Origin of the sequence: Caulobacter sp. Root1472 (genome assembly GCF_001426985.1) — a bacterium.
GTDB classification, from domain to species: Bacteria; Pseudomonadota; Alphaproteobacteria; order Caulobacterales; family Caulobacteraceae; genus Caulobacter; species Caulobacter rhizosphaerae.
Genome location: NZ_LMFX01000012.1, coordinates 351,908 through 371,197, shown reverse-complemented (window position 1 = coordinate 371,197; position 19,290 = coordinate 351,908). Strand labels below are relative to the sequence as shown.

The following is a 19,290-nucleotide window of genomic DNA, read 5'->3' as shown; positions in this document are numbered from 1 at the left end:
AGGATCCCGGTCGGAGGGGGTGTCGCCTCCCCCAACTGGGGCTTGCCATCCAGGCCCGGAAGAGCAGCAAGTGTCGGCAGCCTTGGGCGCTGGAGCCCGGAGAGCCGCGGAACCTGTCGTGCGATTGATCAAGGCCGTCCTCATTGCGACGATGCTGTTGCACGCCTCCGCGGCGTCCGCCGCCGAGCCGGTGCGTCGCCTGGCCCACTACACCCATCAGCGATGGACCGAAGAGGGCGAGGCTCCCGCCCCCGTGCTCGCCATGGACCAGGGCCGCGACGGCTATCTCTGGCTCGCGACGGGCGTAGGTCTTTTCCGATTCGACGGGATCAACTTCGAGCCGATCGACATCGAGCCCGGCCAGGGGCGGCAGGATCCGCCGAGCGCCGTGCTGGCGGCGCGCAACGGGGACATCTGGACCAGCCTCGGCGAGACACACCGCTTCGCCGTCTATCGCGACGGCGCCTTGCGCGCCTCGGCCCTACCCGCCGCGCCCAATCGGGTCGTGGCGATGGCCGAGGGGAAGGACGGCGCGATCTGGGCCCTCACCGCCCGGTTCGACGCCGAACTGCTGCGACTTCGCGGCGATCGGTGGCGCGCCTTCAACGCCGCCCAAGGCCTGCCGCGCGACGACGCTCTCAGCTTGCTGGTGGCGGCTGACGGCGCGGTCTGGGTGTCGCTCAGCAATTCGGTCGCGCGCCTGCCGCCCGGCGCAGAGCGGTTCGAAGTCGTGCGCAGGACGCCGCGCGCCAATGGAATGCTGTCGCAGGACCCCCTTGGGCGCGTCTGGCTGTCGGCGCGAACCGGCAGCTATCCCCTCACCGGCCCCGGTGGGCATGGCCCGCCCCCTGCCGGCCCGCCCTATCGCACCGACGACGCCCAGATCCGTGGCGCGCCTCGGTTCGATCGCGCAGGAAACCTCTGGATCGCGACACGCTACGGCGGCGTGCAACGGGTCGCGGCGGCGGGCGCCTTCGGACGCTCAAGCCGCTTGATCGAAACCCTTGGCGATCGCGACGGCCTGTCCTCGGACCTGACCAATCAAGTCTTCGAGGACCGCGAGGGCAACATCTGGATCGGCTCGGAAAAGGGCTTGGACAAGCTGCGTCCGGCGACGCTCCGGTCCGAGCCTTTGCTGAACCATCCTGCCGCGTTCGGCGACAAGCTGCTCTCGGCGTCCGACGGCAGCGTCTATGTCGGGGAGGCCGACACGATCTACCGGATCGCGCCGGGCGGCGCCCCGAAGCCCATCCTGCGTGGCGTCCGCGAACCGCAGAGCCTCTGCGAGGCGCCGGACGGCGCGGTCTGGATCGCCTTCGCCACGCGCGTCGCAGTGTGGAAGGACGGCCGGACGCTCCGGACATTCAACCGCCCCGACACCGACAGCATCATCTATGACTGCGCGTTCGACAGGCGCGGCGACTTCTGGATTTCCGCCGCCGCGGGCGGACTGCTGCGCCATCACCAAGGGCGCTGGGAAGCGATGTTCGCTCAAGCCGACGGCGAGCGGTTTCACCCGATGACCATGGTTCGGGACGCCGACGGACGGCTGGTGCTGCAATGGGCGCTGCGCCGCCTGGCCTGGGTGGACTATCCCACCCGCACGTTCCGGGGCCTGGACCTCGGCCGCGACGCCACCGCCGTGACCCTCTATCCTGCCGCGAACGGCGATGTCCTGGCCGCGGGCGACTTCGGACTGTCGCGGTTTCGCGATGGACGGGTCGACACGATACGGGCCGGCGCGCTGCGCGGTCGGATCAGCGGGGTGGTCCAGACGCCGCAGGGCGACACCTGGCTAGCCTATCCCAGGGCCCTGGTTCGGCTCGGCGCCCAGGACCTTGAGCGCGCCTTCGCCCGCCGCGCCTTTTCTCCCCCCGACCTCTCGCTGGGCTTTGGCGACGGCCTGACCAGCCGCCCCCACTCGCACACCCAGCGCGCGCTGGTCCAGGGCGGCGACGGGCGGATCTGGGTCGCGACCGAGACCGGAACCCTGTGGATGGATCCTCGACACATCGCCCGCACGCATCTTCCGCCCGATGTCGCGATCCGGTCGCTGGCCGCGGGCGACCACCTCTATCGTGACCCCGCAGACCTCAGGCTCAAGAAGGCGACGTCCAGCCTTGAGATCGACTACGCGGTGCTCAGCTTCGCCGACCCCCGTCAGGTCAGCGTCCGCTATAAGCTCGAAGGCTTCGATCGCGACTGGGTCGATCCAGGCGCGCGACGGCAGGCGTTCTACACCAATCTCAAGCCTGGCAAGTACCGCTTCCACGTGATCGCGGCCAGCAACGAGGGCGTCTGGAACCGGACCGGCGCGGCGGTCGCGTTCGACATCCCGCCGACCTTCCTGCAGTCGCGCTGGTTTTTGGCCCTGTGCATCGGCTTGACCCTGGCGCTGCTGTGGCTGTTCTACCGGCTCCGCCTGGCCCAGCTGGAGCAGCGTATCCATGTCGGCCACGAGGCGCGGCTCAGCGAGCGCGAGCGGATCGCGCGAGAACTGCACGACACGCTGCTGCAAAGCGTCCAGGGCCTGGTGCTGCGGTTCCAGTCGGTGGCCAACAAGATGCCGCCGGGCGACCAGTCCCGAGACCTGCTGGAATCTGCGCTCAAGCGTGCGGACGACGTCATCGTCGATGGCCGCAACCGGGTGCGCGACCTGAGGATGGCCGAAAGTCCCGGCGACCTCCCCGCGATCCTGGAAGAACGGGGGGCCGCGGCGGGGTTCGATCCGCCCATCCCCATCCACATCATCACCGAGGGCGTCGCGCGCACCGTGCATCCGCTGGTCGCCGCCGAGATCGGCCGCGTCGCGGGCGAGGCGCTGTTCAACATCGCACGCCACGCCAAGGCCCAGTCGGTCGAGGTCTCGATCGGCTTCACCGACCATCAGCTGAGCGTCCGGATCCGCGACGACGGCGTGGGCATCCCGCAAGAGGTCGTGGTCAAGGGCCACAAGCCCGGCCACTTCGGCCTCGTGGGCATGCGCGAGCGCGCCCAGCGGATCGGCGGCGCCCTGTCGATCGAGAGCCGGCCGGGCGCCGGCGCCGAGATCACCCTGAAACTACCCGCGCGACTGGCCTATGCCGACAAGGCTCCCGCGCGGTCGCGCCTGTCCAACTTCCTTCGTCGTTTTGGGAGAGCCCCCGTTGCCTGAGTCCAGTTCGCGTCCCATCCGCATCCTCGTGGTCGATGATCACCCGATCCTTCGCGAGGGCGTCGCCGCGATTCTGGAGGATCGCGACGACATGCTGCTGGTCGGCGAGGCGCGTGACGGCGTCGAGGCCATCGTCCAGTTCCGCGACCTGCGGCCTGACGTGACCCTGATGGACCTGCAGATGCCGGGCATGGGCGGGGTCGAGGCGATCAAGGCGATCCGCGCGGAACATCCCACCGCCTGCATCGTCGTGCTGACCACCTATGACGGCGACGTGCAGGCTGTCCGCGCGCTGAAGGCCGGCGCCATGGGCTACCTGCTGAAAAGCAGCCTGCGCACCGAGATGCTCGACGCGATCCACAGCGTCAGTCAGGGCCGCCGCTATCTGCATCGCAACATCGCCGACGAGATCGCCATGCACATCCTCGAAGACGGCCTCAGCGAGCGCGAAGTGACGGTTCTGCAGCTTGTCGCCGTCGGCAAGGCCAACAAGGAGATCGCCCGCGATCTGGGCATCTCCGAGGAGACGGTGAAGGGCTATCTGAAGGGCGTCTTCACCAAGCTCGGCGTGTCCGACCGCACCCACGCCGTCACGGTCGCAGCGCGCCGAGGGATCATCGAGCTCTGAGAACGCCCGATCGGGCGGCGATCGCGCCGCCCGATGTGGCTATAGGCGTCTGCCCAGCCAGGCCGCGATGTTCAGGACGTAGCGGTGAATGTCGGCCAGAGCCCCGGGCTCGCGCGCCATTCCGTGGCCAGGAACCTCGGAGACGAAGGTCGGACATCCGCGCGAGAGGTCCCAGTTGTAGTCGGCGAAGTGGTGGAAGGTGCTTTCGGCGATCGCCGGCCCGCCGTGTCCGTCACGCTCGAAGGCGACGGCGAGGTTGAAGTCGCGGCCTGTGGCCTGGCTGCGCCCCGTCATGATCGCGCGGGCGCCGCCAGGAGCGGCCACGGCGCCCTCGTGCGGGTGGGCGGGCAAGTAGCGCAGGACGCCGGTCGGCGAGGCGGGATCGATCAGCACCGGATGAACGGGCTCGATCGGCCGGATCAGCTGATAGTCGCCATTGGCTCCCGACCGATAATTCGGCCAGGAAATGGCCTGGGTCTCCTCGTCGTCGCGGACGTGCCGGCCCGGATCGGCCTCAGGATTGCGGCTGTGGAAATGATGCGCCGCGCCGACGCCGCCCAGGGTGCAGACCGACGAGCCCAGGTCCATGTGGTCGCGGGTGACCAGCATGCCGCCGCCGGCCTGGCGGAAGCGGGAGACTCCTTCGCAGTCCTGCTCGGTCAGCCCGTCGCCGACATCGACGGCCAGCAGCCAGAGTTGGTCGAAGTCGCTCTCGTCCAGGCGCGACAGCACCGGATCGGGCGCGCCGATCGGACCACGGTCGCGCGCCTCCACGGTGTAGAGAGGCCTTCCCTCGGCGTCGACCGCGCCGGCCAGCAGTTGATGCAGCAAGCCAAAGCGCGCGATCGACCAGTCGTCGTCGGTCGGCGGAATGGTGGTCTGCAGAAGTATCCGGGTCGCGCCGTCACGCATGGGGCCTCTCTACAGGTTCGGATAGTTCGGTCCGTCGCCGCCTTGGCAGCGGCTTGAAGCGGATGGCGGCGGCGGGGCCGGAGGGGCCGGCCCCGACAACCACCATGTCATAGGCCATAGCTTCGCGGTCGGGCGTGTTGGCCCGCCCTGCGGGATAGCTCTCTCTCGGCTGCGGTCACGCTTCAGCGCGCCGAAGCGGCTTCCTCGATCAGGGCGACGATCTCGCCGGGATGCGACACCATCAGGGCGTGCGAGCCGCCCTCGACGGCGACGGTCTTACGGGCCTTGGCGCGGTCGGCCATGAACCGCTCGGCCTCCGCCGGAATGTTGCGGTCGGCGGTTCCATAGATCACGTACGACGGCAACTGCTTCCAGGTCGGCGCCGTCGCCATGTCGGACAACGCCCGTCCCGTCACCGGGCGCTGGGTCGCGGCCATGAGAGCCGCCGTCGCGGCCGGCGCGTCCGCGGCGAATTGCGCGTGGAACTTGGCGGGCTGGATGTAAAAATCCTCGTCGCCGTCCTGCAGCACGACCGGGGCCAGCGCGTGGGCCAGCGTGCTGCCCGGGAACTTTCCCGACAGCGAGAGCGCCGATTCACCAGCGTCCGGCAGGAAACCCGCGACATAGACCAAGGCGACGACATTGCCCTGACCCTTCGCGGCCTCGGTAATCACCTCGCCGCCGTAGGAGTGGCCCACCAGAACCACCGATCCGCCGATGGACCTGATCAGCGCTGAAAGGGACTCTGCGTCGGATTTCAAAGCCCTTAGTGGATTGGCGGCGGCGACCACCGGATAGCCGTCCTGGCTGAGCTTCGCGACCACGCCGTTCCAGCCCGAAGCGTCTGCGAAGGCGCCGTGCACCAGAACGATGGTCGGCTTGGCGGCAGGCTCGGCCGACTGGGCGACGCTCGCCGTCGCCAGCGCCGCGGTCAGGCCCAAGATCTTGAGCAGAGTGCGCATCGATATCTCCGTGGGTTCCGGGGAGGCGTCCCGTCGACCACACGATGCGCCATCTCCGTCGGGGCCGCCCATCCCGCGGAAGGGCTTGGCCGCCCCCTCCCAAGGTCTAGGTCCCCCGGGGTTCGAGCCAAGTTCGGAGCAGGATCATGCCGCTGTCCATCGCCCCGCCATCCTTCACGCTTCGGCCCGCCCAGGCTCCAGGGGCGCGGCTCTTCTCCGACCTTAGGCGGCGCTCGACCGGATCCTAGCCGCAGGTATGGGGTCGCTCCGTCCTTCCGCCAGATCGATCGCCCGCGCCGCCCTCCGTAACGTCCTCTCCATCGCTCACCGTCCGAGGGTCGTTGAGCCGGAACACAACGACGGAAGGCCGCCATGCCGCCAGGGACCGACTCCACCGAGACCGTCAACGGGCGCTCGTCCAGCCTGGCCGGACTGCTGGCCGACGCCCTGGGCGATCTCCCGCCGGAGCAGATCAGCGCCCGCGCCAAGATCGCCGCCGCGCTGTGGATGGTCGGCGGCGAACAGGCGCTTACGGCCCACACCGGCGGCTTCGCGCCCTGGCTGGTCAAGCGGCTAAGGGCGCATATCGAGACCAATATCGAAACGCCCCTGCGCCTCGAAGACGTCGCGGGCCTGGCGCGCGTTAGCCGCAGCCATTTCTCGCGAGCGTTCAAGAAGACCTTCGGCGAGCCCTTCTCGCGCTATGTCATGGGCGTGCGGTTGGAACGGGCCCGGCGACTGCTGATCGACACCAACCAATCGATCAGCGAGATCGCCCTGGCCTGCGGTCTCAGCGACCAGTCTCACCTGACCCGCCTGTTCCATCGCCGCTACGGCGCTCCGCCCCGCGCCTGGCGGCGCGTGCACGGCTGGCCGGTCGCCAGCGCCGCGGAGCAGCCGCTCGGGTTCAGGCGGCCGGGGGATCAAGCGGCAGCGCGATCGTGAAGATCGCCCCGCCGGCGTCGTGATTGGCCGCCGAGATCGCCCCGCCATGCTCGGTGATGATCGACTGGCAGATGGCCAGGCCGATGCCGATGCCGCCGTCCTTGGTGGTGAAGAACCCATCGAAGACGCTGGCCAGGTGCTCGGCGGCGATGCCCGGTCCGGTGTCGTGGATCGAAATCGTCACGCCGCCTGGAACCGGCGCCGCAGCCAGCCGGATCTCGCGGCGGTCGAGACCGTGGTGGTCGATGGCCTGGAGACTGTTGATCAGCAGGTTGACCACCACCTGCTGCAACTGGATCCGGTCGCCGTGAATGGCCGGGAGATCCCGATCCAGGGCCAGGCTTATGGTGATGGCCTTGGCTTCGATCTCGTGGCGCACGATCATCACGGCTTCCTCGATGGTCGCGCGCAAATCCAGCCGCGCATGCCGCGGCTGGCGCTTCATGGCCATTCCGCGCACCCGCTCGATGATCTCGCTGGCGCGGCCGGCGCTGGCGGCGATCCGTTCGGTCAGCATGCGAACCTTTTCGAGATTGGGCGGGTTTTGGGCTAGCCAGCGCAGGCTCGTGTCGGCGTTGGTGGCGATCGCCGAGAGCGGCTGATTGACCTCGTGCGCGATCGAGGCCGCCAGTTCCCCCAGGGTCGACAGGCGCGCCGCGTGGGCGAAGTTGGCCTGCAGGCGACGGAGCTCGCCCTCGGTCCACAGCCGTTCAGTGACGTCCTCGATGGTGATGAACGTGGTGTCCATGTACTCGGGCGGCGCGGGATAGGTCACCGAGAACACCACATCCAGAACCCGTCCGTCGAACGTGGCCATCTTGGCCTGTTCGACATAGTTGCGGCGGCCCTCGAAGTGGGCCTCCATCACCCGGTTGGCCATTTTCGGCGTGGCCGAGAACAGATAGCGCACCGACTGGATGAGCTCCGCGGCGTTGCGCGCTCCGAACAGTCGGACGGCGGCCTGGTTGACCTCGGTCACCACGACGACGTCCTTGGCCAGTTCGACCAATTCAGGGTGGTCGTCCAGAAAGTTGGCGATGTCGGTGACCCCCTGGGCCCGCAGCTTCTGAAACTCGTCGCCGGAGCGGCGGGAGTCGACATAGAGCAGCGGCGTGGGTGCGAAATGGATCAGCTTGCGGTAGCGGTCCTCGCTGGCCTGAAGCTCCCAGGCCGTGCGGTCGTCGCTGACCGCGCCGTTGACCATCAGGAACACCGCCTCGGCGCGGCCCGGCTCGGCCGACCGCCAGGCGGTCGCGGTCGCCCCGGCCAGCACGCCGTACAGTCCCAGCACCTGGACAAGGGGCGAGCCGACTGGCCGCTCGAGGGCGGCGGCCAGCAGCCCCGCTATGGCCTCCCGGCTCTCGGCCGGCCAGAAGTCGCCCAAGGGGCGCCCGATCGTCCGGTCGCGCTCGGCCGCCCCCCCGAACAGTCGAACTGCGCGCACGTTGGCGTCGATGATCCGACAGTCGCCGAGCAGCGCGCCGCCGTCGGCCCCGGCGGCGCGAGCGGCGCGGGTCCCGACCACGTCCAGTTCCCAGCAGGCCGCGATCGTCCGCCGCAGCTCTGTCGGTCCGTCCAGGCCGCCCAGATGCGGACGCGAACGCGCCGCCTGTCCGTACTCGACCACGTCCCTCAACGAGCCGTCGGCGTTGCGCCTCAGGGTGCGACGCACGTGGGCGGCGACGGCGGGACCGGCCGCCCCGCTGCGGCGGATGTCGCCCTCCCAGGCGCCCTCGCGCAGCAACAGCGCCCATTCCTCGTCATGGAGCTGGGCGTCGGAAGCCAGTTCGCGCAGGTCCAGACCCACCATCGCCATGGCCGGCCAGCCGTAAAGACTCTCGGCCGCCGGGTTCCAGTAGCGGACGACGCCCGCAGGGTCGGTGACGACGACGGCCTCCATCGCGAGATCGGCCAGGTCACCGCAATCCCCTCGCCCCAAGGTGCGAAACAGCACGGTCATGACCGGCGCGCTCCGGTCGTGGCGGCAAGGCAGCGGCGTCGGGACTTCGTCATGATCCCGACATTACCGCGGTCGATCGCCCCGACCCTCACACGTTCGGGCCGGTCCGCTCCCCCCTCTTCCGCGTCAATGAAGACGGCCGGGGGTTTACCTCGCCCCCTCGTTTCCGCGGGCCCGACCATTGCCCTGGCTACCTATCCTTTGGTCTGGGGGCCATAGCGCCTTCTTGGGTGGCGGCCGGGAATTTCGGGGCCGCGGACGCCGCCCGCGGTTCGCCCACCGCATAGTTTCGGCCCCCCGACCCTGCGGCGACACTCCTGTCGAGCCGTGTCAATCGGACGCGGCAGGGATGGCGAACGCGAGATTTTTTCCGATTTCATCTCGCGACCACGAAGCGGTAGGCGAGCGCCCAACCTGTCCGGCTCAACCCGAAACGAGGCGATCAGGCGAATGAAGCTTCGGCTCGCGCTTGATCGTCAGACCCCACAGGTGGACCCCATGATCACTTCCGAAACGGACCAAACCCCACGCATCCGCGGCGGCGTCCGCGCCCGCGCGCTGTTCGAAGGCCACGACATTGCCGACAGCCAGGACGTGGTCGTCGTGGAAGAGGCGGGCCATGCGCCGGCCTACTACTTCCCGCGTCACGATGTGTTCATGGTCTTCCTGCGCCAGACCGACAAGGTCACGCGCAACCCCGACAAGGGCGACGCCCGCCATTTCATGATCTATCGGGACCAGCATATCGTCGACGACCTGGCCTGGTCCTACGAGACCCCGCGTTCGGCCTTCGCCGCCATCGCCGGCCGCATCGCCTTCCATCCCGCCCACGTCGACTTCCAGATCGACGGGCAGCCGGCCGCATGGACCGGGGAAGACGACGACCCGGAGGTCGCGGCCGGCTGATTTGGGGGGCCGCGCCATGCCCTGTTCGGGTCTGGCCGCCCCACGGCGCGGGGCTCATAACGCGGACGAACCAGGGCCGGGTCATGACAAACCTTCCCGCCGAAGACTGCCCTCGCAAGTGCGTCGCCAGCCTCGGCGCGACCGCGCTCAGGAGGCTTTCGATGACTGAACCCCTACCCCTCGCGCGGGACGAGCGCGGTTTCGCCGGACTGTCCGCCAAGGTTCAGGCCGAGGCCAAACCGCTGGTCATCGTGGTCGATGACGACGAAGCGGTGCGGCTTTCGATCTGCGAGCTGCTGGAGTCGGTCGGCATCGACTCCGCGGCTTTTGGTTCCACCCGCGAGCTGCTCGAGGCGGATGTGCTGCATCGACCCGGCTGCATGATCCTGGACGTGCGCATGCCGGGCCTGAGCGGGCTGGACTTCCAGAGCCAGCTGGCCGCCCAGGGCATCCCGACGTCGATCATCTTCCTGACCGGTCACGGCGACATACCGATGACGGTCCAGGCGATGAAGGCCGGGGCCATCGAGTTCCTGACCAAGCCCGCCCGCGACCAGACCCTGCTGGACGCCGTCAACCGCGCCATCGCCGCCGACCAGGCCAAGCGCGGCGACGCCCAGACGGCGCGGGAGAACGCCACGCTCTACCAGAGCCTGACGCCACGCGAACGCCAGGTCATGCGCTCGGTGGTCCAAGGCGCGCTGAACAAGCAGATCGCCTATGAACTCGGTATCACGGAAGTGACGGTCAAGCTGCACCGTAGCAGCCTGATGAAGAAGATGCGCACCCCCTTCGTCACCCATCTGGTGCGCGCCTGGCAGTCCCTGCCCGCGCCCCTTCGAGACGAATTGCCCGTCTAGGCCGAGCATCGACGATGGCGACGCCTGTACGCGGGTATGGGGCGCCCTGGGCCTTTGGCCAAATCGCTCCGGATCGGCCCGGCGCGTAGCGTCTCCAGCACACCCATCGCCCGGAGATCCCGCATGAAACTCTACTACGCCATCGGCGCCTGCAGCCTCGCCGACAAGATCGCCCTGGCCGAAGCCGGCATTCCCTGCGACTTCGAACGCGTCGAACTGCATACGCGGACCACCGAGACCGGGGCGGACTACGCGGCCATCAATCCCAAGGGCTACGTGCCGGCGCTGGTGCTCGACAGCGGCGAGATGATCACCGAGAACATCGCCATCCTGTCGTGGATCGCCGAGCAGTCGCCGACCCTTCGTCCCGAGGGCCCGCTGGGCTGGTTCCGGCTACTGGAGTCGCTGGCCTACATCTCGACCGAGGTCCACAAGAGCTTCCATACCTTCTTCATCCCGGATGTGACCGAGGAGGCCAAGGAGAAGGCCCGCGCCCTGGCGACCCTGCGGCTGGACTACCTGGCGGCCAGTCTCGGCGACGCCTACCTGCTGGGCCCGAAACTGACGGTCGCCGACCCGTACCTGTTCGTGATCATGACCTGGGCCAAGCCCAATGGCGTCGTGCTGCCCGCGCCCCTGGCGGCCTATTACGAGCGGATGAAGGCCCGCCCCGCGGTCGCCGCGGCGCTCGCCAGCGAAGGCTTGCAGGTCTGACCACCGGCGGGCGGCGCCTATGCGCCGGTATAGGTCCCGCACGCCCTTTCACCCAATCGATCCCATCCAGGCTCGCGCCCTAGGTTTTCCGTCCAGGCCGAGCCGCCAGAGTCGGGCGCCGGAGACGGAGGTTTCGAGATGAAGATCGTGGTGGTTGGCGGGAGCGGACGGATCGGCGAAAAGCTGGTCTACAATCTTCGCCAGGACGACTATCGCGTCCTCGAGGCCTCGCCCTCGTTCGGCGTGAACACGATCACGCGGGAGGGCCTCGATCGAGCGCTCGACGGCGCAACCGTCGTGGTCGACGTCACCCAGTCGCCGACGCTGGACGGCCCAGCGGCGCTGGCTTTCTTCGAGAGTTCGGGGCGCAACCTGCTGGCCGCCGGAAAAGCCGCGGGCGTGCGCCACCACATCGCGCTGTCGATCGTCGGCGCCGACCGCTTGCAGGCCAGCGGCTATTTCCAGGCCAAGAAGATCCAGGAAGACCTGATCAAGGCTTCCGGCCTGCCCTTCTCGATCCTGCGCTCGACCCAGTTCTTCGAATTCATCAGCGGCGTCGTGCAGGACGGCACGGACCGCGACATCGTCATCTCGCCCGCCCGCGTGCAGCCGATCGCCGCCGAGGACGTGGCCGAGACCCTGGCTGACCTGGCCCTGGGCTCGCCGATCAACGGCGCCGTCGAGGTTGCGGGGCCCGAACGCTTCCGGCTCGACGCCCTGGCCGCGGAGGTCCTCACCGCCCTCGAGGATCCCCGCCAGGTCCAGCCAGATTCGGCCGCTCCCTATTTCGGCGCCCGGCTGGACGAGACCTCCCTGCTGCCCGGCGCGACCGCCCGCATCGCGCCAACCCGCTTCCACGATTGGCTGAGCGCCAGCCTGCAAGCTCCGCCGATCGCCCCCCGAACCGCGCGCGGGCAAGGATATGCACCATGAAGATCGTCGTCGCCGGCGGGACCGGTTGTGTCGGCGCCCAGCTCGCCGAGATCCTCCGCCGCCAGGGCCATGAGGTTCGCATCGCCGCCCGCGCGTCGGGCGTGGATGTGATCACCCGCCAGGGCCTGGACGAGGTCATGGTCGGCGCCGACGTGGTGATCGACGTCCTCAACTCGCCGTCGTTCGATGATGCGCCGGCCATGGCGTTCTTCCAGACCTCCAGCCGCAATCTCCTGGAGGCGGCCTCCGCGGAGGGCGTACGCCACTATCTGGCGCTCTCGATCGTCGGCTGCGAGCGGCTGCAGGGCAGCGGCTACTTCAGAGCCAAGCTGGCCCAGGAGAACCTGGTCCGCGACGGCGGCGTACCCTATTCGATCCTGCGCGCGACGCAGTTCTTCGAGTTCCTTGACCGGGTCGTGGACGATGGGCTGGACGGCGACGTGGTCCGCCTGGCCCCGGCTCGCGTGCAGTTCATCGCCGCCGAGGACGTCGCCGCCGCTCTGGCCGACATCGTCGACCGCGCCCCGGCCAACGACACGCTCGAGGTCGCGGGTCCCGACCCGTTCCGCCTCGATGACCTGGTCCAGCGCTTTATGACCGCCCGCCAGGACGAGCGCCCGGTCGTGGCCGAACCGACGGCGCTCTATTTCGGAACCCCGCTGGGCGACGAGACCCTGATCGCCGACGGAAATCCGCGCTTCGGCCATACCGAATTCGACCTCTGGCTGAAGCGCGCGAACAAGAGCGCGGACTGACGCAGGCGTCCGTAACGCAAGCGCGGGCGGTCCAGCCGGACCGCCCGCTTTTTCGCATGGCTGCAACGAAGTTGATCAGGCCGCGGCCGGAACCGCGTCTTTCAACCAGTCCTCGAACGTGGTCCGACCGAGGATGGGGGCCTCGCCCGGCGTCAGCGAGCGCTCCTGCAACTTGACGCCGAAATAGAGCGCCGCCGGATCCGCGACGACCTTGCGGGGATCGCCCTTGGCCTGCAGATAGCGGGCGACGAACTTGTCCAGGCCGAAGGCCGAGGGTCCGGCGATCTCGATCAGCCCGTTCACCGGTTGGCCCAGCACGACGTCGGTCAAGGCGCCGGCGACGTCGGGCGCGGCGATCGGCTGGACCAGGGCGGGCGACACGTGCACCTCGTCGCCGACCTGCCCCGCCTGGATGATGCCCTGGACGAACGGAAAGAACTGGGTCGAGCGCAGGATCGAATAGGGAATCGGCGAGGCCCGGATCAGGGCTTCCTGGACGATCTTGGCCCGGAAATAACCGCTCTCCTGCAGGCGCTCGGTCCCGACGACCGACAGGGCGACATGGTGCTTGATCCCGGCCTTCCGCCCAGCGGCCAAGAGGTTGCGGCCCGAGGTGACGAAGAAATCGAGGGCCGGGCCAGCCTCGAACTGTGGCGAGTTGGCGACGTCGACCACGATGTCGGCGCCCGCGAGCGCCGCGTCCAGCCCCTCGCCCGTCAAGGTGTTGACCCCAGTGTTCGGCGCGGCGGCGACGGCCTCGTGGCCCTGGCGGGCCAAATTGGCGACGACGCTGGAACCGATCAGGCCAGTCCCGCCGATGACGACGATTTTCATAGCGCTTCTCCTCGAATGGATCGTCCGGGAAACATGACGCAAGCCTGCGCGGACGCACGCGAGGCGATGGATCGGCCCGGCGCCTGTCCTGGGCGCGGTAGACCTCCGCCGAGGACGTGCCGGCGCACGCCCTCACCACACCACGCCTGGACCTTGGAACAGCTTGACGACGCCTCGGCGCCAAGGCGGCCCCGGGTCCCCCGTCCCAAGGGCGTGTCGGCGCGCCCTGCGCGGATGATGGCGCCCATTCCGCCAGGGCGCGCACTGTTGCGGCGTCTTCACCGTCAAAGAGGAACCGACGATGACCCAGTCCCCCCGCTTCGCCCCGTTCAAGCTCGCGCCCGACGTGACCAAGGCCATGCTCGCCGTCGAAGCCGCCCTGGGCGAAACCGGCATCGAGCGCGGCCTCGGCGAACTGGTCCGCCTGCGCGCCTCCCAGATCAACGGCTGCGCCGCCTGCATCTTCATGCATGTGCAGGACGCCCGCTCGCACGGCGAAACCGAGCTGCGCCTCCAGATGCTCAACGCGTGGCGCGAGTCTTCGCTGTTCACCGATCGCGAACGCGCCGCCCTGGCCTGGGCCGAGTCGCTGACCCGGATCACCAAGACCCATGCGCCCGACGCCGACTACGACGTGGTCAAGGCCCAGTTCAGCGAGGCTGAAATCGCGGCCCTGACCATCATCATCAGCCAGATCAACGCCTGGAATCGGCTGCAGATCGCCGCCCGCGCGGCCCACCCGGCCCAGCCGGCCGCCGTCGCGGCCTGACCCGACGGCCCGCAGCCGCCCGGATCGCGTCGAAGCCCCCCAATGTTCGACGCGCGAAGGCGACCGGCCTCGAAAGGGCGACAGGTCGCCTTCGGTCGCGCCCCGGCCTCCCAGCGCGCCGGGGCGCGCCTCTTTCAACCACCCCTCCGCGGCCGACAGGTCCCGGGGTCCTGGCGCAAGGAGATCGCCCTGATGAAATATACCTGCATCGGCCTAGCCGCCCTGCTTGGCGTGCTCGCCGTGGCCAATGGCCTGTTCATGCTGTTCTCGCCCGAAGGCTGGTACTTCGCCGTGCCCGGCGTGACCACGACGGGCCCGTACAATCAGCACTTCATCCGCGACATCGGCCTGATCTTCCTGCTGATCGGCGCGGCCTATCTGACCGGCGTCGCCCGGCCTGACCTGCGCTTGATCTTCTGGACGGGATCGACGATCTGGCTTTCGGGCCATGCCCTTTTCCATTTCTGGGAAGTGGCGGTCGGCATCTGCTCGGCCTCGGCGCTCGCCCGCGACTTCATGGCCGTCACCCTGCCCGCCATCCTCGGCTGGCTGATCACCGCCTGGGCGGCGCGACGCGGCGCCGCGAGCGCCAATCGCTGAGCCGCCCTCGGATCTCCTGAACGGCTAGACGATCGTATAGGTAGAAAGCGGCCTCTACAGCGTCGATATTTCAATCACACGGGAACCTTCGCCCGTGAAAGGACCAGTCGGTTGTCCACAGCGCCTCTCTTCGCGGTCGTCGACGACGACGCGGCCATGCGGGAAGCCTTGGCCGAGTTGCTGGAAGTCTTCGATTTCGATTGCCGTACCTATGAGGGAAGCGAGAGCTTCTGGGCCGACCACGCGCCTGGCCGGTTCGCGGGCCTGATCACCGACCTGAACCTGGTGGGGGAAAGCGGACTTCAGCTGCAGCAACGCCTGCGGCTGCTCGATCCCGCGCTGCCCGTGATTATCATCACGGCGCAGTCCGATCCCGCCACGCGCGCTCGGGTCATGGCCTCGGGGCCGATGGCCTGTCTGACCAAACCGATCGACGCCCAGGCGCTTCGCCGCCACCTGGACGACGCTCTGGTCCGACACGCGACGTCTCGCGACGCCGAATAGCCGCCGCACCGGGGTCTCGATGGAGCCGACGGACCCCGCCGCCCCTCCTCCCAGCCTCGCGGCGGCGCCCGCGACCTTCGGCCCGTTGAGGGCTCGGTTCCGTCTGACGTAAGGCTGGCGCGTCGCGCCGAGCGCTTTGAGCTTCGCCACCGCACCCTGCACGCCAAGGGGTGGTCAGCCGCCCTTGCCGACTTCGCGAACCACCTCCAGGAACGCCCGCAAGGCCAGGGGCGGCGCCCGATGCCCCGGATAATAGACCGCCACCGCTTCCGTCGCGGGGAGCCAGGACGCCAGGACTTCGCGCACCTGTCCCGCCGCCAGCGCCGCTGTCGCCGCCGGCTCGGCGACATAGGCCACGCCCAGCCCCTTGACGGCGGCCTCGACCATCAGGTCCTCGTCGTCGAGGACGATCGATCCTGCCGTGTCGATCGTCATGACCTGCCCGTCGCGTTCGAACTCCCAGCGGTAAAGCCGACCGCTCGGCAGGCGATGACCGATGCAGCGATGCGCCCCGAGGTCGTCGGGCGTGGTCGGTACGCCGGCGCGGTCAAGATAGGCGGGCGAGGCGACGCACAGGAACCGTAGCGGACGCGTCAGCGGAACGGCGATCATGTCGCGCGGGATCGACTCGACCAGCCGCACCCCGGCGTCGAATCCGCCCGCCACGATGTCGATCAGCGCTCCCTCGACGACGAGGTCAACGATCACGTCGGGATGGCGTTGCGACAGGAGCGGAAGGACATCCCGGACGATCAGCGCCGCCGCCACGCGCGGCGCGTTGATGCGCACCACACCCGCCACGCCGCCGCGGAACGCCGCCACGCTCTCCAGAGCTTCGTCCAGCGAGGCGAGCGCCGGCTGCAGGCGGGCCAGCAACTGGAAACCGGCCTCGGTCGGCGAAACGCTGCGGGTCGTGCGGTTGAGCAGACGCATGCCCATGCGCGCCTCCAGGGCCCGCATCGTATGGCTCAAGGTGGACGGCGCCACCCCCAGCTCATCCGCCGCGCGACGGAAGCTCCGATGCGTGGCGACCACCACGAAGGCCGTCAGATCGTTGAGCGAGGGACGCGACATTGATGGTCTTTTTGCATCAGGTCATGCGCATTTCAAAGTCTTATCGAGCAATCGCTCGACCCTTATCTCGCGGATCGGCGGTTCTTCCGCCCAGCCCAGGAAAGGAACGAGACATGACCAAGCCCGAGGCCATCTTCCCCGCCGACCGTCACGCCCTCTACGCGGTTCACCAATACTCGGCCGCGATCCGCTCCGGGGATCTGCTCTTTGTTTCCGGACAGGTCGGAAGCCGCGCGGACGGCTCGCCGGAACCCGTTTTCGAGGATCAGGTCCGCCAGGCGTTCGCCAATCTCCGGGCGGTCCTGGCCGCCGCAGGCTGCGATCTCCGCGACGTGGTGGACGTCACCACCTTCCACACCGATCCGCAGGCGCAGATCGAGACGGTGCTGGCGGTTCGCGCCGAGGAAATCGGCGATCCGCCCTACCCCAACTGGACGGCCGTCGGCGTGACCTGGCTTGCCGGCTTCGATTTCGAGATCAAGGTCATCGCCCGCATTCCGCGGTGATGGGACTATATGCGCCGTCGTCCTCTTCCGGCGGCGCATCCGGAGACGGGGAGTTTCCAATCGTCGAATCCGGGGACCGTGCCGGGCCGATCATCGACCTTGGGACGCCTTCAGGGAGAAAAGGTTCGCGTCAGGTGCGGGTTGATCCTCGCTCCGATTTCCGCGCCCTCGATCAGGTTTCGACGGGGCGGCGCTTGCGCCAGGAGGTCTCGATGTGCTCGCGCATCGCCCGCGCCGCGCCCTCGGAATCGCCGGCCACGATGGCCTCGTAGACGCGCTTGTGCGCGTCGTGGGTGGCCCGGACGTGGTCGACGTCCAGCCGGCCGCTGTAGCTGTAGGTCTTCACCGCCTTGCCCTGGATGCTGTCGATGATCGCCTTGCTCAGGCGATCGCCGGACATCCGCATGATGATGTCGTGGAACAGCACGTCCTCGTGGACATAGGCCGCCGGCGTGTCGATCAGCCCCTCGAGCTTCTCGATCTGCCGGCCCAGCTGCGCGGCGGCTTCCGGGGTGATGTTGCGGGCGGCCTTGCCAGCCATGCTCGCCTCGAGCGAGGCCCGGATTTCAGACAGGTTGTCCAGATAACTCAGCCCGTCCTCGCGCCGGAAAAGCGCGCTGAGGATCATCGGGTCCAGCAGGTTCCAGGACGACGGGTCCTGGATGATCGTGCCCCGCCCCTGCTGAGACACCACCAGGCCCTTCTCCGTCAGGGCCGTCGTCGCCTCGCGCACCACCGTGCGGCTGACCTCGTACATGTCGCACAGGACGTTTTCCGGCGGCAGGGCCGAGCCTGGCGGGTAGAGTTCGGTGACGATCGCGTTGACCAGGTCCTCGACCACCGCGACGGCCAGCCGGGGGCGACGCGCGGCCCTCGGGCCCGGGACGTTCGTCGAAGCTGTCATGACCACGCTTATCTCGCTGTCCCGGCGTCCTGTCGGAAACCCGTATCGTATCACAATACGAGATTCGAGGCGCCCTGTGTCCCCTCGTGAGTTCGCCGCACGTCCTCAGTCAAGGGTTGCAATGCCCAAATTCATCATACATATTATGTGACCAAAAGCGTCGGCGCCCGCAGTTGGCGCGAAGAGACCTGGTCATGAAGATTACCGGCTACCGCAGCCTGACGACGATCCACGATTGGGGGCGGCCCGTGGGGGACGTGAACGGCGTGGTCGAGGCCGGGATCACGGAAACGCCGATCCTGCTGCTCGAGACCGATGGCGGCCTGACGGGCGTAGGGCTGGGCCAGCACGCCGACATCGACCGCGTCTTCCCCGCCGTCGAGGGCGAGGACCCGCGTGCGGTCACCGCCCTGTACGACCGCATGCTGGCCCATGTGTTCAAAAGCGGCCACGCCGGCGCGACCTATGGGGCCGTCGCCGCCGTGGACATGGCGCTGTGGGACCTGAAGGCCAAGATGGCCGACGAGCCGCTGTGGCGCACCCTGGGCGCGCGCAGCCGCTTCGTTCCCGGCTACGCCTCGGGGCTGTGCTACGGCCTGGAGGACGAGGCGTTCCAGGCGCACTACGCCCTGTGGGCCGAGCGGGGCTTCACGGGGGCCAAGATCAAGGGCGGCCGCGATGTCGAGCGCGATATCCGTCGCCTGACGATGGCGCGCGACCTCCTTCGCCGCAACGCCGAACGCCCGGCCCTGATGCTGGACGTCAACGAATGCTGGAGCCGCAAGCAGGCCGTGCGCCACGTCACCGAGATCGAAGCCCGCATCGACCTGACCTGGATCGAGGAGCCGCTGCGCCGCTGGGACGCCGAAGGCCACGCCATCGTCAGCCGGGCGGTGAAGGCCGCCGTCGCGACGGGCGAAAACCTGACCGGCCTCGACCAGTTCACGCCCCTGCTTGAGGCCCGCGCCGTCGACGTCGTCCAGGCCGGCAGCGTCTGGGGCGTCACCCATTTCAACCGCGTCGCGCTGGCGGCGCACGCGCACAACCTGCCGGTCTCGCCGGTCGGCTACGACGCCAATCCCATCGCCCACGCCGCGGCGGCGGCGCCGAACATGGTGGGCATCGAGATCCAGGACTTCGGCTTCCCGCTCGGCCTTGACGTCGACCAGCAGATCATGGACGGCGGTCTGGTCCTGGGCGATCGACCCGGCCTGGGGATCGAGGTGGACGAGGCGGCCATCGCCGCCAACCGGCTGAACGGAACCTGGTCCAGGCCAGGAGGACCCCACGTCCGGCCAAGGCACGCGGGGTTGGGGCTGGTGCCCAACGGCCGCGCCGACGCCGAACGATAGGCCGGGGCGGGGCGCGAT

Annotated in this window: 19 protein-coding genes; 13 read left to right on the top strand and 6 right to left on the bottom strand. The window is 68.7% G+C overall.

The window, feature by feature from the left end:
• Window positions 1–118 precede the first annotated feature (118 nt).
• Both ASD47_RS10560 and ASD47_RS10555 read left to right on the top strand, forming a co-directional pair.
• Complete coding sequence (locus ASD47_RS10560) at window positions 119–3,154, top strand: sensor histidine kinase (RefSeq protein ID WP_082564567.1); 3,036 nt, start codon at window positions 119–121, stop codon at window positions 3,152–3,154.
• Window positions 3,147–3,782, top strand: coding sequence for a response regulator transcription factor (locus ASD47_RS10555; RefSeq protein ID WP_056755500.1), 636 nt, complete (start codon window positions 3,147–3,149; stop codon window positions 3,780–3,782). The genes ASD47_RS10560 and ASD47_RS10555 overlap by 8 nt, the downstream gene beginning before the upstream one ends.
• Window positions 3,783–3,821: 39 nt before the next feature.
• On the opposite strand, the gene ASD47_RS10550 is transcribed toward ASD47_RS10555, so the two are convergent.
• Both ASD47_RS10550 and ASD47_RS10545 read right to left on the bottom strand, forming a co-directional pair.
• Complete coding sequence (locus tag ASD47_RS10550) at window positions 3,822–4,694, bottom strand: hypothetical protein (RefSeq protein WP_056755497.1); 873 nt, start codon at window positions 4,692–4,694, stop codon at window positions 3,822–3,824.
• 182 nt (window positions 4,695–4,876) lie between these two features.
• Window positions 4,877–5,656: an alpha/beta fold hydrolase gene (locus ASD47_RS10545; RefSeq protein WP_056755494.1), complete on the bottom strand. Its 780-nt coding sequence runs from the start codon at window positions 5,654–5,656 to the stop codon at window positions 4,877–4,879.
• A gap of 372 nt (window positions 5,657–6,028) precedes the next feature.
• Here ASD47_RS10545 and ASD47_RS10540 point away from each other — a divergent pair, with 372 nt between their 5' ends.
• Entirely contained in the window at window positions 6,029–6,601 is a 573-nt protein-coding gene (locus tag ASD47_RS10540) for a helix-turn-helix domain-containing protein (protein ID WP_056755492.1), read from the top strand.
• Here ASD47_RS10540 and ASD47_RS10535 read toward each other — a convergent pair.
• Entirely contained in the window at window positions 6,564–8,561 is a 1,998-nt protein-coding gene (locus tag ASD47_RS10535) for an ATP-binding protein (protein ID WP_082564566.1), read from the bottom strand. The two genes, ASD47_RS10540 and ASD47_RS10535, sit on opposite strands and share 38 nt — an antisense overlap.
• 498 nt (window positions 8,562–9,059) lie before the next feature.
• Here ASD47_RS10535 and ASD47_RS10530 point away from each other — a divergent pair, with 498 nt between their 5' ends.
• From ASD47_RS10530 to ASD47_RS10510, 5 genes are all read left to right on the top strand, one after another.
• The gene (locus tag ASD47_RS10530; protein WP_056755486.1) at window positions 9,060–9,467 is read left to right on the top strand and encodes a DUF427 domain-containing protein; all 408 of its coding nucleotides are present in this window, start codon (window positions 9,060–9,062) and stop codon (window positions 9,465–9,467) included.
• A gap of 161 nt (window positions 9,468–9,628) precedes the next feature.
• A complete protein-coding gene (locus ASD47_RS10525; protein WP_056755483.1) occupies window positions 9,629–10,327 on the top strand; it encodes a response regulator transcription factor in 699 nt (232 codons plus the stop codon).
• Between the two features lie 123 nt (window positions 10,328–10,450).
• The gene (locus ASD47_RS10520) at window positions 10,451–11,041 is read left to right on the top strand and encodes a glutathione S-transferase N-terminal domain-containing protein (RefSeq protein WP_056755481.1); all 591 of its coding nucleotides are present in this window, start codon (window positions 10,451–10,453) and stop codon (window positions 11,039–11,041) included.
• Window positions 11,042–11,179: 138 nt separating this feature from the next.
• On the top strand, window positions 11,180–11,974 hold the full coding sequence (locus ASD47_RS10515) for an SDR family oxidoreductase (protein ID WP_056755478.1): 795 nt from the start codon (window positions 11,180–11,182) through the stop codon (window positions 11,972–11,974).
• The gene (locus ASD47_RS10510; RefSeq protein WP_056755476.1) at window positions 11,971–12,729 is read left to right on the top strand and encodes an SDR family oxidoreductase; all 759 of its coding nucleotides are present in this window, start codon (window positions 11,971–11,973) and stop codon (window positions 12,727–12,729) included. The genes ASD47_RS10515 and ASD47_RS10510 overlap by 4 nt, the downstream gene beginning before the upstream one ends.
• A gap of 75 nt (window positions 12,730–12,804) precedes the next feature.
• Here the strand turns inward: ASD47_RS10510 and ASD47_RS10505 are convergent, their stop codons facing one another.
• Complete coding sequence (locus tag ASD47_RS10505; protein WP_056755474.1) at window positions 12,805–13,563, bottom strand: SDR family oxidoreductase; 759 nt, start codon at window positions 13,561–13,563, stop codon at window positions 12,805–12,807.
• A gap of 301 nt (window positions 13,564–13,864) precedes the next feature.
• On the opposite strand from ASD47_RS10505, the gene ASD47_RS10500 reads away from it, so the two are divergent.
• From ASD47_RS10500 to ASD47_RS10490, 3 genes are all read left to right on the top strand, one after another.
• Window positions 13,865–14,332, top strand: coding sequence for a carboxymuconolactone decarboxylase family protein (locus ASD47_RS10500; protein WP_056755472.1), 468 nt, complete (start codon window positions 13,865–13,867; stop codon window positions 14,330–14,332).
• 192 nt (window positions 14,333–14,524) lie between these two features.
• A complete protein-coding gene (locus tag ASD47_RS10495; RefSeq protein WP_056755469.1) occupies window positions 14,525–14,932 on the top strand; it encodes a hypothetical protein in 408 nt (135 codons plus the stop codon).
• Window positions 14,933–15,043: 111 nt separating this feature from the next.
• Window positions 15,044–15,436: a response regulator transcription factor gene (locus ASD47_RS10490; RefSeq protein WP_056755466.1), complete on the top strand. Its 393-nt coding sequence runs from the start codon at window positions 15,044–15,046 to the stop codon at window positions 15,434–15,436.
• Window positions 15,437–15,610: 174 nt separating this feature from the next.
• On the opposite strand, the gene ASD47_RS10485 is transcribed toward ASD47_RS10490, so the two are convergent.
• A complete protein-coding gene (locus ASD47_RS10485) occupies window positions 15,611–16,510 on the bottom strand; it encodes a LysR family transcriptional regulator (RefSeq protein WP_056755463.1) in 900 nt (299 codons plus the stop codon).
• Between the two features lie 113 nt (window positions 16,511–16,623).
• Here ASD47_RS10485 and ASD47_RS10480 point away from each other — a divergent pair, with 113 nt between their 5' ends.
• On the top strand, window positions 16,624–17,016 hold the full coding sequence (locus tag ASD47_RS10480) for a RidA family protein (RefSeq protein ID WP_056755461.1): 393 nt from the start codon (window positions 16,624–16,626) through the stop codon (window positions 17,014–17,016).
• Window positions 17,017–17,188: 172 nt separating this feature from the next.
• On the opposite strand, the gene ASD47_RS10475 is transcribed toward ASD47_RS10480, so the two are convergent.
• Window positions 17,189–17,920, bottom strand: coding sequence for a FadR/GntR family transcriptional regulator (locus ASD47_RS10475; protein WP_056755458.1), 732 nt, complete (start codon window positions 17,918–17,920; stop codon window positions 17,189–17,191).
• Between the two features lie 194 nt (window positions 17,921–18,114).
• Between ASD47_RS10475 and ASD47_RS10470 the strand changes: the two genes are divergently transcribed.
• On the top strand, window positions 18,115–19,272 hold the full coding sequence (locus ASD47_RS10470; protein ID WP_056755455.1) for a mandelate racemase/muconate lactonizing enzyme family protein: 1,158 nt from the start codon (window positions 18,115–18,117) through the stop codon (window positions 19,270–19,272).
• The last annotated feature ends 18 nt before the right edge of the window (window positions 19,273–19,290 follow it).

What these genes read in the sequence shown, in the direction of transcription:
- ASD47_RS10480 (WP_056755461.1), top strand. Translation starts at nt 16,624, where the DNA reads ATGACCAAGCCCGAGGCCATCTTCCCCGCCGACCGTCACGCCCTCTAC.
- ASD47_RS10545 (WP_056755494.1), bottom strand. Translation starts at nt 5,656, where the DNA reads ATGCGCACTCTGCTCAAGATCTTGGGCCTGACCGCGGCGCTGGCGACG.
- ASD47_RS10510 (WP_056755476.1), top strand. Translation starts at nt 11,971, where the DNA reads ATGAAGATCGTCGTCGCCGGCGGGACCGGTTGTGTCGGCGCCCAGCTC.
- ASD47_RS10475 (WP_056755458.1), bottom strand. Translation starts at nt 17,920, where the DNA reads ATGACAGCTTCGACGAACGTCCCGGGCCCGAGGGCCGCGCGTCGCCCC.
- ASD47_RS10500 (WP_056755472.1), top strand. Translation starts at nt 13,865, where the DNA reads ATGACCCAGTCCCCCCGCTTCGCCCCGTTCAAGCTCGCGCCCGACGTG.
- ASD47_RS10470 (WP_056755455.1), top strand. Translation starts at nt 18,115, where the DNA reads ATGAAGATTACCGGCTACCGCAGCCTGACGACGATCCACGATTGGGGG.
- ASD47_RS10515 (WP_056755478.1), top strand. Translation starts at nt 11,180, where the DNA reads ATGAAGATCGTGGTGGTTGGCGGGAGCGGACGGATCGGCGAAAAGCTG.
- ASD47_RS10525 (WP_056755483.1), top strand. Translation starts at nt 9,629, where the DNA reads ATGACTGAACCCCTACCCCTCGCGCGGGACGAGCGCGGTTTCGCCGGA.
- ASD47_RS10485 (WP_056755463.1), bottom strand. Translation starts at nt 16,510, where the DNA reads ATGTCGCGTCCCTCGCTCAACGATCTGACGGCCTTCGTGGTGGTCGCC.
- ASD47_RS10540 (WP_056755492.1), top strand. Translation starts at nt 6,029, where the DNA reads ATGCCGCCAGGGACCGACTCCACCGAGACCGTCAACGGGCGCTCGTCC.
- ASD47_RS10550 (WP_056755497.1), bottom strand. Translation starts at nt 4,694, where the DNA reads ATGCGTGACGGCGCGACCCGGATACTTCTGCAGACCACCATTCCGCCG.
- ASD47_RS10520 (WP_056755481.1), top strand. Translation starts at nt 10,451, where the DNA reads ATGAAACTCTACTACGCCATCGGCGCCTGCAGCCTCGCCGACAAGATC.
- ASD47_RS10535 (WP_082564566.1), bottom strand. Translation starts at nt 8,561, where the DNA reads ATGACCGTGCTGTTTCGCACCTTGGGGCGAGGGGATTGCGGTGACCTG.
- ASD47_RS10530 (WP_056755486.1), top strand. Translation starts at nt 9,060, where the DNA reads ATGATCACTTCCGAAACGGACCAAACCCCACGCATCCGCGGCGGCGTC.
- ASD47_RS10495 (WP_056755469.1), top strand. Translation starts at nt 14,525, where the DNA reads ATGAAATATACCTGCATCGGCCTAGCCGCCCTGCTTGGCGTGCTCGCC.
- ASD47_RS10505 (WP_056755474.1), bottom strand. Translation starts at nt 13,563, where the DNA reads ATGAAAATCGTCGTCATCGGCGGGACTGGCCTGATCGGTTCCAGCGTC.